The organism is Pseudomonas sp. LS2P72 (assembly GCF_054897865.1).
Genome location: NZ_CM142708.1, coordinates 3,675,939 through 3,689,792 on the forward strand (window position 1 = coordinate 3,675,939; position 13,854 = coordinate 3,689,792).

General features: G+C 56.0%; 11 protein-coding genes and 2 pseudogenes. 7 read left to right on the forward strand and 6 right to left on the reverse strand.

All coding sequences use genetic code 11. The annotated features are described in order from the left end of the window. Nucleotides 1-57: 57 nt before the first annotated feature. The 5 genes from glnT to ACYZUA_RS16855 all read left to right on the forward strand — a co-directional run bounded on the left by glnT (nucleotide 58) and on the right by ACYZUA_RS16855 (nucleotide 5,903). Nucleotides 58-1,392 carry a type III glutamate--ammonia ligase gene (gene glnT, locus ACYZUA_RS16835; protein WP_461959759.1) on the forward strand — a complete coding sequence of 445 codons (1,335 nt, stop codon included), beginning with the start codon at nucleotides 58-60 and terminating at the stop codon, nucleotides 1,390-1,392. A 73-nt stretch (nucleotides 1,393-1,465) separates the two neighbouring features. Further along, a complete protein-coding gene (locus ACYZUA_RS16840) occupies nucleotides 1,466-2,371 on the forward strand; it encodes a class II glutamine amidotransferase (RefSeq protein ID WP_461959760.1) in 906 nt (301 codons plus the stop codon). An 11-nt stretch (nucleotides 2,372-2,382) separates the two neighbouring features. Then, nucleotides 2,383-3,066, forward strand: coding sequence for a GltB/FmdC/FwdC-like GXGXG domain-containing protein (locus tag ACYZUA_RS16845; RefSeq protein ID WP_461959761.1), 684 nt, complete (start codon nucleotides 2,383-2,385; stop codon nucleotides 3,064-3,066). 15 nt (nucleotides 3,067-3,081) lie between these two features. Then, nucleotides 3,082-4,404: an FMN-binding glutamate synthase family protein gene (locus tag ACYZUA_RS16850; RefSeq protein WP_461959762.1), complete on the forward strand. Its 1,323-nt coding sequence runs from the start codon at nucleotides 3,082-3,084 to the stop codon at nucleotides 4,402-4,404. Nucleotides 4,405-4,574: 170 nt separating this feature from the next. Further along, nucleotides 4,575-5,903 (forward strand): ammonium transporter, encoded by a 1,329-nt coding sequence (locus ACYZUA_RS16855; protein WP_461959763.1) that lies wholly within the window; start codon nucleotides 4,575-4,577, stop codon nucleotides 5,901-5,903. Nucleotides 5,904-6,187: 284 nt separating this feature from the next. Here the strand turns inward: ACYZUA_RS16855 and ACYZUA_RS16860 are convergent, their stop codons facing one another. Continuing rightward, nucleotides 6,188-6,967 (reverse strand): MFS transporter, encoded by a 780-nt coding sequence (locus ACYZUA_RS16860; RefSeq protein ID WP_461964020.1) that lies wholly within the window; start codon nucleotides 6,965-6,967, stop codon nucleotides 6,188-6,190. Between ACYZUA_RS16860 and ACYZUA_RS16865 the strand changes: the two are divergent. Then, a pseudogene (locus tag ACYZUA_RS16865) lies at nucleotides 6,926-7,168 on the forward strand (transposase); the annotation flags it as partial. The gene ACYZUA_RS16860 and the pseudogene ACYZUA_RS16865 overlap by 42 nt on opposite strands. A gap of 326 nt (nucleotides 7,169-7,494) precedes the next feature. On the opposite strand, the gene brnQ reads toward ACYZUA_RS16865, so the two are convergent. The 3 genes from brnQ to lhpI form a co-directional block, all read right to left on the reverse strand. Continuing rightward, nucleotides 7,495-8,823: a branched-chain amino acid transport system II carrier protein gene (brnQ, locus tag ACYZUA_RS16870; protein ID WP_461959764.1), complete on the reverse strand. Its 1,329-nt coding sequence runs from the start codon at nucleotides 8,821-8,823 to the stop codon at nucleotides 7,495-7,497. A gap of 58 nt (nucleotides 8,824-8,881) precedes the next feature. Then, the gene (locus tag ACYZUA_RS16875; RefSeq protein ID WP_461959765.1) at nucleotides 8,882-10,129 is read right to left on the reverse strand and encodes an NAD(P)/FAD-dependent oxidoreductase; all 1,248 of its coding nucleotides are present in this window, start codon (nucleotides 10,127-10,129) and stop codon (nucleotides 8,882-8,884) included. Between the two features lie 90 nt (nucleotides 10,130-10,219). Beyond that, nucleotides 10,220-11,170, reverse strand: coding sequence for a bifunctional Delta(1)-pyrroline-2-carboxylate/Delta(1)-piperideine-2-carboxylate reductase (gene lhpI, locus ACYZUA_RS16880; RefSeq protein ID WP_461959766.1), 951 nt, complete (start codon nucleotides 11,168-11,170; stop codon nucleotides 10,220-10,222). Between the two features lie 131 nt (nucleotides 11,171-11,301). On the opposite strand from lhpI, the gene ACYZUA_RS16885 reads away from it, so the two are divergent. Next, complete coding sequence (locus tag ACYZUA_RS16885; protein WP_461959767.1) at nucleotides 11,302-11,919, forward strand: helix-turn-helix domain-containing protein; 618 nt, start codon at nucleotides 11,302-11,304, stop codon at nucleotides 11,917-11,919. Nucleotides 11,920-11,998: 79 nt separating this feature from the next. Here the strand turns inward: ACYZUA_RS16885 and ACYZUA_RS16890 are convergent. Both ACYZUA_RS16890 and ACYZUA_RS16895 read right to left on the reverse strand, forming a co-directional pair. Beyond that, a pseudogene (locus tag ACYZUA_RS16890) lies at nucleotides 11,999-12,241 on the reverse strand (transposase domain-containing protein); the annotation flags it as partial. Between the two features lie 548 nt (nucleotides 12,242-12,789). After that, nucleotides 12,790-13,842, reverse strand: coding sequence for a proline racemase family protein (locus ACYZUA_RS16895; protein WP_461959768.1), 1,053 nt, complete (start codon nucleotides 13,840-13,842; stop codon nucleotides 12,790-12,792). Between the last annotated feature and the right edge of the window lie 12 nt (nucleotides 13,843-13,854).

Sequence of the window (13,854 nt, forward strand, 5' to 3'; positions counted from 1 at the left end):
CCTTGCATTCCCAAAGGGAAAGTAAATTTCCTCGTCGGAATACGGAGCATAGATAAAATGTTACCAGCAGAGACTCAGCGCCTGATTGAACAGCACGGGATCAAATACGTGCTGGCGCAGTTCGTGGATATCCATGGTTCTGCCAAGACGAAGTCGGTACCGATTTCCGGTCTTCCGATGGTTGCAGAAGGTGGTGCTGGTTTCGCCGGTTTCGCGATTAGCGGAATGGGTATGGAGCCACACGGCCCAGACTTTATGGCCAAGGGCGATCTGTCAACGCTGACGCCAGTTCCGTGGCAACCAGGCTATGGCCGCATCGTCTGCATTGGTCACGTCAATGGCGAGCCATGGCCCTACGACACTCGCTACGTCCTTCAGCAGCAAGTAGAACGGCTCAAGGCGAAAGGCTGGACGCTTAACACGGGCCTGGAGCCCGAGTTCAATCTTATGCGTCGGGATAACAGCGGTAAGCTCCAATTGGTCGACGCCAGCGATACTCTGGACAAGCCTTGTTATGACTATAAAGGGTTGTCGCGTTCCAGGGCGTTTCTCGAAAAACTCACCGAAGCGCTCCAGCCAGTGGGTTTCGATATCTATCAGATTGACCATGAAGACGCCAATGGCCAGTTCGAGATCAACTACACCTACAGCGACGCGATGGAGTCGGCTGACCGATTCACGTTCTTTCGCATGGCCGCCGGTGAGATCGCCAATGATCTGGGCATGATTTGCTCGTTCATGCCTAAACCCGATCCTAGGCGTGCTGGTAACGGCATGCACTTTCACCTCTCCATTGCCAGCGCCGAGAGCAAGAACCTGTTCTTCGATGCTTCCGACAAGAACGGTATGGGGTTGTCGAAGTTGGCCTATCACTTCGCCGCCGGACTTCTAGCCCATGGCCCAGCGCTGTGTGCCTTTGCTGCACCGACCGTTAACTCTTACAAGCGTCTTGTCGTCGGCAATTCGCTGTCCGGCGCAACTTGGGCACCAGCCTTCATCGCCTTTGGCGCAAACAACCGCTCGGCCATGGTTCGCGTGCCTTATGGCCGTCTCGAATTCCGTCTGCCTGATGCCGGCTGCAACCCGTATTTGGTCAGTGCCGCGATCATCGCTGCGGGACTGGACGGCATTGAGCGCCAGTTGATGCCCGATCAAATCTGCAATGAAAACCTTTACAGCCTTGGGCTGGAAGCCATTGCGGCGAAGGGCATTAAAACCTTGCCGCAATCGCTCAAGGAAGCCTGCGATGCGCTGGAAGCCGATCCGCTTTTTGCCGAAGTGATGGGCAAAGAGATTGTCGGTGAGTTCATCAAGCTCAAGCGCATGGAGTGGGTGGAGTACAGCCGCCACGTCTCGGACTGGGAAGTGAAGCGCTACACCGAGTTTTTCTAATCCTTCCGTTTTAACCAACTGTTTCTGACGCCCAGCTAATGGGTTGGGCGTCTTCTGCCCAGGAGATATGAATATGTGTGGAATCGTGGGTCTTTACTTGAAAAACCTGGCGCTGGAATCACAGCTCGGCAAGCTCTTCGAACCCATGCTCGAAGCCATGACCGACCGTGGCCCGGACAGTGCCGGCTTTGCCATCTACGGCGATGAAGTAGCGGATGGCTGGGTCAAGTTGACCCTGCAGGCCACCACCGAAGAGTACGACTTCAAGACTCTGATTGCGGCGCTTGAAGGCAAGCTCGGCGCATCGCTGGACTGGTTTCAAAACGCCAGCGCGATTGTGCTGAAGATCAAGGCTGAAGAAGCCGCCGTACGCGCTGCATTGGGCGAACTGGCACCGACCGTGCGCATCATGAGCGCCGGTAAGAGCATCGAAATTCTCAAGGGCATGGGATTGCCCAAAGAAATCTCCGAGCGCTTCGGCTTGGGCAGCATGAAGGGCAGCCACATCATCGGTCACACCCGCATGGCCACCGAAAGCGCCGTGACCATGGAAGGCAGCCACCCGTTTTCCACCGGCGCCGACCTGTGCCTGGTGCACAACGGCTCGCTGTCCAATCACTTCCGGCTGCGTCAAGAACTGCGCCGCGAAGGCATCAATTTCGACACCGAAAACGATACCGAAGTCGCGGCCGGTTACTTGGCCTGGCGCCTGCAGCAAGGTGACTCCTTGAAGACCGCGTTGGACAGTTCGCTTGAAGCGTTGGATGGGTTTTTCACCTTCGCTATTGGCACCCGCAACGGTTTTGCAGTGATCCGCGATCCGATCGCCTGTAAGCCGGCGATCCTCGCCGAGACCGACGACTACGTTGCCATGGCCTCGGAATATCAAGCGTTGTCGAGCCTGCCAGGTATCGAGAAAGCCAAAGTCTGGGAACCCGTTCCCGCCACCATGTACATCTGGGAACGCGAGTCGGCTTAAGGAGCACTCATATGAAAACTATCGATCTTTCCACCTCTACCGTGCGCGACCTCAATCAGGCCCTGCACGATCAGGCTAAGAATCTCGAAGATCGCGAGTGGGTGGTGACCCACTCCAACGGCGCACACAATCTTGCGGTTGGCGTCGATGAAGTGGTGTCCATCGATATTCAAGGCCACGCCGGTTATTACTGCGCGGGCATGAACCAGAAAGCCTCGGTGACTGTGCATGGCAATGTCGGCGTGGGCTGCGCCGAGAACATGATGTCCGGCTACGTTCGAGTCAAAGGTAGCGCCTCGCAAGCGGCCGGCGCCACTGCCCATGGCGGGTTGCTGGTGATTGAAGGTGATGCTGGTGCCCGATGCGGCATTTCCATGAAAGGCATCGACATCGTTGTCGGTGGCAGCATCGGTCATATGAGTTGCTTCATGGGCCAGGCCGGGCGCTTGGTGGTCTGCGGCGACGCGGGTGATGCACTGGGTGATTCGCTGTACGAAACCCGCATTTACGTCAAAGGAAAGGTCGAGTCCTTAGGCTCGGATTGCATTGCCAAAGAGATGCGTGTCGAACACATCGAAGAGCTTCAGGAGCTGCTGAACCGAGCCGGCTTCAACGAGAAAGCGTCGGACTTCAAGCGCTATGGCTCGGCCCGTCAGCTGTACAACTTCAAAGTCGATAACGCCTCAGCGTACTGATTCAGGAGCAAGAACATGAGCGAGAAAACCCCTCCAGTCCTGCGCGAATCGGCCACCTTCGATCGCCTGACCATCCAAGAAATTCAGCGTGCTGCGGAAACCGGCATCTATGACATTCGCGGCGGCGGCACCAAGCGCAAGCTGCCGCACTTCGACGACCTGTTGTTGCTGGGTGCTAGCGTTTCCCGTTACCCGTTGGAAGGCTACCGCGAGAAGTGCGGCACTGATGTAATCCTCGGTAACCGCTTCGCCAAGAATCCCATTCACCTGAAGATTCCGGTGACTATTGCGGGCATGAGTTTCGGCGCGCTGTCAGCCAATGCCAAAGAAGCCCTGGGTCGTGGCGCCACTATCGCCGGCACCAGCACTACCACCGGTGACGGCGGCATGACTCCGGAAGAGCGTGGTCAATCGCAGCATCTGGTTTATCAGTACCTGCCTTCGCGTTACGGCATGAACCCGGATGACCTGCGCAAGGCCGATGCCATCGAAATTGTGCTGGGTCAGGGTGCTAAACCGGGTGGCGGCGGCATGCTGCTGGGCATGAAAGTGACCGAGCGTGTTGCAGGCATGCGGACTTTGCCGATCGGTGTCGACCAGCGCTCAGCGTGCCGCCACCCCGACTGGACAGGGCCAGACGACTTGGCGATCAAGATTGCCGAGATCCGCGAAATCACCGATTGGGAAAAACCGATTTACGTGAAAATTGGTGCTAGCCGCCCTTACTACGACGTCAAGCTGGCGGTGAAGGCCGGTGCCGATGTGATCGTGCTCGATGGCATGCAGGGCGGTACTGCGGCAACTCAGGAGGTATTCATTGAACACGTTGGTATCCCGATTCTGCCAGCTATCCCGCAGGCAGTGCAGGCACTGCAGGAAATGGGCATGCACCGCAAAGTGCAACTGATCGTCTCCGGCGGTATCCGCAACGGTGCTGACGTGGCCAAGGCCATGGCGCTTGGCGCTGATGCAGTGGCCATCGGTACGGCGGCGCTGATCGCTCTGGGCGACAACCATCCGCGTCTGGACGAGGAACTGAAGAAAATCGGTTCTGCTGCCGGTTTCTATGATGATTGGCAGAACGGCCGTGACCCTGCAGGTATCACCACCCAAGACCCGGAGCTGTCAAAACGTCTCGATCCGGTCGAGGGCGGACGCAGATTGGCCAACTATTTGCGCGTATTGGTGCTTGAAGCACAAACCATGGCGCGCGCCTGTGGTAAATCCCATCTGCATAACCTCGATCCCGAGGATTTGGTGGCATTGACTGTGGAATCGGCAGCAATGGCCCGGGTGCCGCTGGCAGGAACCTCGTGGATTCCAGGAAAGCAGTATTGAGACGCTAACCACCTCTGAGCGCGCTGGCCCGCGATAGGAATTGTCGCTGACGAGTGCGCTTTTACAAATGCTTCGACTTCTAATTACTTCCTCGAAGAGGCCATCAAGGCCCGTCACTTCTACCTCGCTTTCTGCCAGACACTTTTCCATTCATTGCAGGAGCTTCGAAAATGGTAAACCGTCTAATCGGCAAATCTCTTCTTGCATTACTGGCGCTCGGCGCCCTCATTCCTCTGGCCCAGGCTGCCGATGCACCAACACTTAATACCGGTAGTACCGCGTGGATGGTCACGGCAGCAGTGTTGGTGCTGTTCATGTGTCTCCCGGGCCTTGCGCTGTTTTACGGCGGTCTGGTGCGGGCCAAGAATATGTTGTCACTGTTCACTCAGTGCTTCGGTATCGCCGGACTGGTCGGCGTGTTATGGGTGATTTATGGCTACAGCATGGTGGTCGACACCACCAACATGGTTGAGGGCGAGGTCAGCTTCAATAGCTTCGTCGGTGGCTTGAGTCGTGCGTTTCTGTCAGGCATGACGCCAGAAAGCCTGGTGGGCGACATTCCCGAGGGCGTGTTCGTGACTTTCCAGATGACCTTCGCGATCATCACTCCTGCGCTGATTGCTGGTGCCTTTGCTGAGCGCATGAAGTTCTCCGCTGCGCTGCTGTTCATGGCGATCTGGTTTACCCTGGTCTACGCGCCGGTGGCGCACATGGTTTGGGGCGGGGCGGGTGCCTTGATGCATAACTGGGGGGTGCTGGATTTCGCTGGCGGGACAGCCGTGCACATCAACGCTGGCGTCGCAGCGTTGGCAGCATGTTTGATTCTGGGCAAGCGCAAAGGATACGAAAACGCGCCAATGCCTGCGCATAATCTCAGCCTGACCATGGTCGGTGCGGCAATGCTTTGGGTCGGTTGGTTCGGCTTTAATATCGGCTCTGGTGGCGGGTTAAACGCTCTGTCGGGCATCGTCATGCTCAACACTCAACTGGGCGCCTGTGCCGGTATTCTCGGTTGGATGTTCACTGAGTGGTTCAGGGTCGGAAAACCGAGTGCGCTGGGCCTGGCCAGCGGAGCCTTGGCCGGCCTAGTCGGCATTACGCCAGCGTGTGCGTATGTCGGTGTCGGCGGTGCTTTGGCAATCGGCCTGTTGTGTGGCGTGTTCTGTTACCTAAGTGTCACGGTGCTGAAAAAAAGCTTTGGCTATGACGACAGCCTCGATGTGTTTGGCCTGCACGGCATTGGCGGGATGATCGGCGCTGTATTAACCGGCGTATTTTGCGTACCGTCGCTTGGCGGTCTAGTCGAAGGCGTGACCATGGGTGACCAAGTGGTCGCGCAGATCAAAGGCGTATTGTTCACTGTGGTTTATTGCTTTGCGGTCAGCTGGATCATTCTGAAAGTGGTCAAGGCGCTGATTGGATTGCGCGCGGACGAGCATGTCGAAGAGATTGGGCTGGACTTGGCCGAACACAATGAGAGTGCTTACAACTATCGCTAATTGCCTAAATCAACTCAACGCTGGCTCTCGGCGTTTTCGATGAAGAAGCGTTTGTCTAATTCACCTTGCGTGACTGAGACAGCCATTGGCACGGTGGCATTTGAATCTCAGCTACCTTCTGCGATTCAATATTCTCACTCGCTCGTAGTATTGACGGGCGCGTGAGGCCTCCTTCAAGTTTGCGTGCGAATCGCCGACACGGTAAAGGCGATGGTGAACGCTTTCATCACTTCCGGAACAATGAACAGATCTCTCATTCTGTTGGGCAGTGCAATTCGAGTGCTTTAGGTGTTGCTCGTGTCGCGTGCCCGGATGATCTGTGCAGCCGACCAATAATGGAAGGCTGACCAAAGACCAAAGAATGCGATGCCTGCCAACATAATGCGCAGCGATTGAAGGGAGTCCGCGCCGAGTGTCTGCAACATGTCTGATCCCGCTCCGATGATCAAAGGGGCTGCTGCCAGACATGAGATGTTCGAATTGAACATATAGATCGCTGAGCCCTTAGCTCTCATTTCAGGCGGAAGATAATTCTGAATGAGTGCGGTAGTCGGGCCGAGATACACGTAAATGGACGGGACGAACATCCAGAGGAAAATGAGGTAGTTCCCATCTGTGGAAAAGGTAAACAGCAGTACGCAAGGAATGGTGGCAAGCACCGCGACGCCACCAACATATAACGCCTGCCAACTTGCAGACCTGGTTCGCAGCCATGCCATGAGGGCAATTGTCACGAACATGAGCGAGGTGCCGCCGATGGCATGTATGGGCCCCATGACTTGTCCAGCAGCGCCAGTGGACAGCCCGTATGCTCTGGAGAGATAGGCCGGTAGCCACCACACGATCCCCCATCCCCAGAACGAATATAGAGTGGCCCCCTTCATGATATGCGAAAGGGCCTCATGTGAGCGGATGTAGCGGATGGTGCCCATCAGGCTTGCCTGTGCCGATTTCGTGTGAAGTTGATCGAGGTATCCGCGCCCAGGCTCCCTTAGCATCAATCCAAGCAACACCACTGGTAAGAGGAAGCCTTTGAGCGTATGGCGCAGCGGATGCAACTGCATCCGGAGATGATGGAACGGCGCAGATCCATCGTGGAGCACCCGTTTGGGAACCTCAAACAATGGCTGTTTGGAAACGGGCGGTTCTTGCTGCGACAACTTGACGGGGCGAGAGCTGAAATGGCCTTGGCTGTGACTGCCTACAACCTCAAGCGGGCTGTTGCCGTTCTGGGTGCCCGAAAAATGATGCAACTGATGGGTTGAAAGGCCTTTTACAGCGCAAAAAACAAACGCCCCGAACAAGTCGGGGCGTTTGGTCTAGGGCCTGTCAGTGTGTTTTCACACAGTCTGTTCGAGGGCTCTTTTTAGTTAGCGAGGAAGAGGGGGCACGGACGAGAATCGTAAGGGGCCGGCGAACACACCTTCCGAGCCCGGTCGATAAGGGCGATCGCGGGATGATCCGCACGGCACGGCTGCTTTTCGATGGAAAGGTTTGTGTCCCGCAAAGCCTATGGGCCGGCTTGCCATTTCTGACAAATGAAGGCTGATCAAAGCGTCAACCCGATGGGTCGACGCTTGCGTGGAACACCTTACGCAACGGGCGCATTGTGAAAGACGCGACCACGGGCCAGCGGGATCGTCGCGAGCCCCATCAGGCCGAACAGCGTCGCCGCAACGATCCAACCTAAACCACTGGTATACAGTGGGACTACCTCGTTCAAAATGGCCGTCATGCCGGACGGAATCATGCCGAATGCATTGAATGCATCAATTAACCCCATGACCCCGGCACCCGTTACCGCGCCGACGTACACGGCTTGATGCCCTTTAAAGAAACGGTTCAGAAATACCAATGCGACTAGAGTGATCGCGATAGGATAAAGCAACAGCAGAATAGGCGAGGCCAGATGAAGGATCGAGACCAGCCCGAAATTGGTGATCACTAGGCTAAGCAGACCCAATACCAGGTTCCAGGATTTATAACTGAGTACCGGAAAAATCCGACTGAAGTATTCAGACACCGCAGCAAGGCAAGCGACCGCAGTGGTCAAGCCTGTCAGGAAGATAATCCCCGCCAGCATCATGACGCCGGTGTTGCCGAGTAGCAGGTCAACAATCTGCGTCAGCGCCTGACCACCGTTGGTGGACAGACCCAGCACCGCAAAACTGCTCGCACCCATGCCTGCCAAAGACAACTGCACTACCGCCAAACCAGTCACCGCGAAGATGCCTGCCCGCACGAACAGCTTGGACAACTGCTGCGGTGCAACGCCGTAGAGCTTGGCAGCGTCTAGGAAAATTTTGCCGAAGACAAATGCCGCCAATACATCCATGGTGTAGTAACCCTGGGTAAAACCGCGGCTAAATGCGTGGTTTATGTAATCACCTGAAGGCTCTGCGAAGTCGGCTATCGGCGTAACCAACGACTTGAGCACGATGATCAGCAGCAGAATGATAAACGTGGGGGTCAACACATTACCCAGGCGATCAACGAGTTTTTTCGGCTCCAGCGCGAGGTAAACAGAGAGACCGACAAACAACACTGAGAATGCCATCAAAGCCCAGTCTTGCGCGACGAAGGGAGTGATGGAAATTTCATATACCACTGCCGCAGTCCTAGGCACCACGTAGATAGGGCCGAGGGTCATGAACAGCAGTAGCGAAAAGACCTTGGCGAAACGGGGGCCTACCCGACCTGCCAGCGTGTCAATAGTACCGCCGGCGATTGACAGCGCAGTGATTGCCAGAAGCACCAAGCCTACCCCAGTGATCAGAAACCCTGACATCGCGACCCAGGTGTTAGTCCCAGCGGCCTGGCCCAGAGGAGGGGCAAAGATGATGTTTCCCGCCCCCAGAAACATCGAAAACAGAAAGAACGAAAGGGAGAGGAATTTCCTGATGCTGATGTGCTGGGTCATACAAAGTGCCTATTGTTATTAATAGTGTCGCTTCGGAATATCCGGTTCTGGGGCAGAACTAGAATCGGGTAACGCGGTAAGCGTTGAGGTCGAGTCCGACCTTCGCACCGCTCATGTGGTCGCTGATGAGCTTGCCGGTGATCGCGGCCAACGTCAGTCCGGCGTGTTGGTGGCCAAAGGCGAAACCGATGTTTGGGTAATTGGGATGGGTGTCGATGACCGGCAACGAATCAGGCAACGTAGGCCGCATCCCCATCCATTCTCCCGCTTGCGCCAGGTGGGACTGCGTCTGGGGCAAGAGCGAGCCCAGATGATGGCGAAGGGTCTGATAGCGAGCCGGGTTGGCAGGGAGTTTCAAACCACCCAATTCGCTGAAACCGACTATCCGCAGGCCTGTTTCCAATGGGGAGATAAATACGTTGCGCTCGGCCGAGCAGATAGGGCCGTTGATCAGCCCTTGTACACTCGGCAAGTTGAGGTGATAACCGCGCTCGGCCATGAGCGGCACGCTTATACCCAGCTTTTGCAGCAACTTCGCGCTATGTGCACCGGTACAAACAATGGCTTTGTTGAACGTGCGCGGCCCGCCGTTAGTCAGCACTTCCACATGGTTTGCGACCGGGCGCAGCGCTAATACCTGCTCCTGCAGTAATACGCCCCCATGGGCGATGAAGCGCTCCAGCAGGGCTTGACTCAAGCGATAGGGGTCACTGACCCGATGTGCGTGGGGCAGCAGAACGGCATGATTAACGCGACCGCGCAGAGCCGGTTCCAGCGCTACTACCTGTTCGCTGTCCGCAAACTGGGCGGCAATCCCCCAGGCGGAGTAAAAGTCCTGCTCTGCACGAGCGGCTTCAGCCCCTTCGGCCTTTTCCCATATGCGCAGGTAATGGGTTTGCACTAGGTGTTCGGTCAGCCCCTCGCGTCCCAATAAATCTTGCCACGCGGGCACCGCGGGTTTCAGTAGTTTCGCCAATGCCTCCCGGCCTTTTACCACCGAGTTATGACGAGCGGATAACGCGAAGCGGATCATCCACGGCAGGCTTTGTTGCCAGTTTTTTGCAGGTACAGACAAGGCGCCATGGGGGTCTTTGAGCAATGACCACGCATTGCGAATGTTTTCTGCGTTGGCCAAAGGTTCGATCAGCTCGGTGGCGATAAACCCGGCGTTACCGTACGTAGCTCCCATGCCGGGAGCGTTTTGCTCAAGCAACGTTACCTGGCTGCCGCGCCGAAGCAGTTCCAGGGCGGTGCACAGGCCAATGATGCCGGCGCCCACAACAGCGTAATGATTGGATGATTCCATTTTCGAGTCCCCAGATAACAAGCGGGTATAGCCATTTTGGCCACCTCAGCGCACAGGTAACCTGCTGCTGATTGTCGAGGTGTTGACCCCTTATGCGACGGTTGCTTCGAACGCGTCGAATGCCAATGACGCCGCAGCCAGATCTTCCAAGGCAGTGCCCACCGCTTTGAATACGGTAATCTCTTCGGCATCGGTGCGGCCGGCGTGCTGCCCACGGCATAATTGCTCCAGGGTCGCTGCCACTTGCTGCTCACTGAACGCACCGTTGGCAATCGGGGTGAGGATGTCGCCGGCTTTGAGCAACGCTTCGGTTGTATCGATAAATACTGTGCTTTTGCGCAGGCATTCATCATCGCTTTCGCGCATGGCTGGAGTGAAGCCGCCAATCAAGTCCAGATGGGTGCCGGGTTTGAGCCATTGGCCCAGGATGAGCGGGGCAGTGGCAAGCGTCGCACAGGTGATGATGTCAGCTGTGCGGGCTGCATCTTCGAGGCAATCCACTGCCAGGGCATCAACGCCTTGCCCGCGCAGGTGGGTGGCCATTGTGGTGGCTGCTTCGGCGTTACGATCCCAGACCAGTACTCGCTCAATCGGGCGCACACTGCGATAAGCTTCTGGTAACAGGCTCCCAACGCGTCCGGCACCAACTACCAGCAATGTGCTGGCGTCCGGCCGGCTCAACCACTTCGCCGCGAGCGCCGAAGCAGCTGCGGTACGCCGGGAGGTGATGACATCACCGTCGAGGATTGCAAGGGGGGCGCCCGTGGTGGCGTCATACAGAATGAACACTGAGTGCAGCCCTGGTAGGCCACGTGTGTGGTTGTCAGGGAAAATCGAGACCGTCTTCACCCCCAAGCGCTTGCCTGGTTGCCATGCAGGCATCAGGAGCAGGATGCCGTCCTGTGAGGCGTTGTCGCCAGCAATGGCATGATTGTGCCGCAGCGGCACCTCGCAACCCTCTCTGAAGAACCCTTCCAGAGCCTCGATCAAACCGTCGAAAGGCAGGTGAGCTGCCGTTTGGTGGTTAGTTAGAACTCGCATGCTATGCTCCACTCATTGCCGGGGATAATGTGCTTATCCTACATTTATATTTCGTATAGGAAATTTATAGCGCAAAGTAACCTGTTCGTCTAGGGCTTCTGCTCGAACGGTTGTTGCGCGGAACGCCTGCCATGACCTCAGAAAACTCCGAAAATACGTTGACGTTCGTTGCCCCCGAGCTTTCCAGCAGTGTGCTTGCTGGCAAACTGCGCATGCTGCGGCGCAACGCTGACCTGACCCTGCAGCAGTTGAGCCAGCGCTGTGGCATCTCCGCATCTGCGCTTTCAAAGATCGAAAATGGCCAACTCTCGCCGACGTACGAAAAAATTGCTGCGTTGGCATCAGGACTTAATATTGAGGTGGGCGAGCTTTTCAGCCCGGCTGCAAAAGCCTCAATGTCGGGGAGAAGAAGTGTGACGCGTCGCGGACAAGGTATTGCGCACCGCACAGACCAGTACAACTATGAAATTTTGCATCCCGACATGACGGACAAACGCTTTATTCCGTTGGTGACGACTATCCGAGCCCATGACCGTGCTGAGTTTCCACAACTACTGAGTCATGATGGCGAAGAGCTGATCTATGTCCTGACCGGAGAAGTAATATTGCATACCGATGGTTATGCTCCCCTGCATTTGGGGGCAGGAGACTCCTGCTATTTCGACAGCACCATGGGGCATGCATGTGTTTCTGGCACAGCAGAAGACGCAACGGTGTTGTGGATCAGCTCTCATGCGGAACTGCGCTAAAGTTCTGCTCATGTTGCCTGATAAGTAAAACCGATATCTGCTATAGCATTTCGCAGCTAGCATGGGTATGACTGGGATGTTATGCATTATACCTTCCCTTCGTATGCGTCCAGGCATCAAGCCTTGCCTGATTAGACTGGCGCCAACTATGCGGCAGCAACTGATCGATTTCACTCGCCCGCTGCGTCGGCAGGCGCGTGAGTACATCCTTCAAGTATGCATACGGATCCTACCCATTCAGCCGCGCAGACTGATCAAACTCATGATCGCGGCCGCGCGTTTTTCCACTGCGTAGCGATCCCGTGAAGAGCCAGTTCTTGCGATTATGCCAAGCTTGGCATAATCGCAATTATCCGCAGTCGGAAGTTATGACGGGTATGCGGCGATGGTGGCAGCGCGCCTGGTTGCCCACCACTGCCGATTTTGCATTTCAGAGACATTCCAGAAACTTCAGCAGGGTGTCAGTCGGACGTTAGCGCGCGCTTGATTTCGGGTGGGTCGATGGTGGCAAGCGCACGCTCCTTCATGGCTAGATCGGCTTCGATATAACCGTGAGTGGTGACTTGGCTTTCGTGGCCCAACCATAGAGCGATGACGGTGATATCCACCCGGCCGTCAGAAGGTGTATGGCTGCCGAATGACGCGGCGTGTGTGGTGATACCTTGCGTTGCTGCAACTGGGGACACGTATTTATCGCCCCAGTGACAGTCAAGGCAATCCGCTCAGCCACACTCGAGCGCGTCATCGGCAGTCCGCGTGGGCTTGTAATAGGGTCTGCTCCGCCCGCAAACCAACGTACTGCAGCCAGTGACGGATCTCGACGTCCGTTTTCTTTCACAACGGCGCGGCTCGCTGCTTACGCCATTCGGTTTAGGCCCAAATATCGCCCACCGTGAAGCCTTCGGTGAATGGATCGTCGTGGTCAAGAACAAGCGTGTTCAGGCCATAAATCCAACTCTTGCCGGTGATGGTAGGCACTACAGCCTTGTGGTCGCCTATGCGAGCTTCTTCGATAAGGCGGCCCGTGTAGATATTCCCAATAATGCTTTGGTGACGAAAGTCCTGATTTAGTGGCAACTCACCTTTGGCGTGAAGCGTTGCCATTTTGGCGCACGTACCAGTGCCGCATGGGCAGCGATCCAGGGCTCCAGTCCAAGTTGCTTTATCGTCCCAAGAGAAATCTCCAGAGGCCATGGTCACTACGTTTTTCCAATCGGCATTAGGGTCATCGGACGGGCCAGACAACTGCGAAATAGTGATGCCTACGCCAGGATAGTCCGGGTGTGCCACAGGCAACTGTTCAATGGCAGCTTGGCGAATCATGGAGGAGATACGTGCGATTTCAGCGCCGTGCTGAGGGATCAGTTGCAGATCTTTGAACTGACGAACATCAGCGATGACATAGAACATCCCGCCCCAGCCCACGTCTACTTTGACCTTCCCTAGGTACGGAACGTCGATAATGGCATCGAGGTGAACGGCAAAGGCAGGCACGTTCTTGAAAGTTACACCTTTTACCTTGCCATCCTTGCACTCCGCTTTAATCCGAATCAATCCGGCAGGAGCTTCAAGCGTCAGTTCGGTGACCGGTTCTTTCATAGGCAGCATGCCCATTTCGAGAAGAACGGTTACCACAGAAATGGTGTTGCCTCCCGACATCACTGGGTATTCGATTTGCTCCATGATGATGTAGCCAGCATCGGCTTCCGGGTGATTCGGTGGCACGATTATGTTGCAGCAATGTGCCGGATAGCCACGCGGCTCTCGCAGCATCAACTTACGCAGCTGATCATCATTTTCCTCAAGCCATTTCATCTTCTCATAGACGCTATTGCCTGGGATGTTCGGGACGCCGCCGGTGATGACACGCATAGGGGTGCCGGCGTGAGTGTCTACCGCGTGAATTGTTCTTTTGAATGCCATTTTCTCTACCTG

What these genes read in the sequence shown, in the direction of transcription:
- glnT (WP_461959759.1), top strand. Translation starts at nt 58, where the DNA reads ATGTTACCAGCAGAGACTCAGCGCCTGATTGAACAGCACGGGATCAAA.
- ACYZUA_RS16840 (WP_461959760.1), top strand. Translation starts at nt 1,466, where the DNA reads ATGTGTGGAATCGTGGGTCTTTACTTGAAAAACCTGGCGCTGGAATCA.
- ACYZUA_RS16845 (WP_461959761.1), top strand. Translation starts at nt 2,383, where the DNA reads ATGAAAACTATCGATCTTTCCACCTCTACCGTGCGCGACCTCAATCAG.
- ACYZUA_RS16850 (WP_461959762.1), top strand. Translation starts at nt 3,082, where the DNA reads ATGAGCGAGAAAACCCCTCCAGTCCTGCGCGAATCGGCCACCTTCGAT.
- ACYZUA_RS16855 (WP_461959763.1), top strand. Translation starts at nt 4,575, where the DNA reads ATGGTAAACCGTCTAATCGGCAAATCTCTTCTTGCATTACTGGCGCTC.
- ACYZUA_RS16860 (WP_461964020.1), bottom strand. Translation starts at nt 6,967, where the DNA reads ATGCAGTTGCATCCGCTGCGCCATACGCTCAAAGGCTTCCTCTTACCA.
- brnQ (WP_461959764.1), bottom strand. Translation starts at nt 8,823, where the DNA reads ATGACCCAGCACATCAGCATCAGGAAATTCCTCTCCCTTTCGTTCTTT.
- ACYZUA_RS16875 (WP_461959765.1), bottom strand. Translation starts at nt 10,129, where the DNA reads ATGGAATCATCCAATCATTACGCTGTTGTGGGCGCCGGCATCATTGGC.
- lhpI (WP_461959766.1), bottom strand. Translation starts at nt 11,170, where the DNA reads ATGCGAGTTCTAACTAACCACCAAACGGCAGCTCACCTGCCTTTCGAC.
- ACYZUA_RS16885 (WP_461959767.1), top strand. Translation starts at nt 11,302, where the DNA reads ATGACCTCAGAAAACTCCGAAAATACGTTGACGTTCGTTGCCCCCGAG.
- ACYZUA_RS16895 (WP_461959768.1), bottom strand. Translation starts at nt 13,842, where the DNA reads ATGGCATTCAAAAGAACAATTCACGCGGTAGACACTCACGCCGGCACC.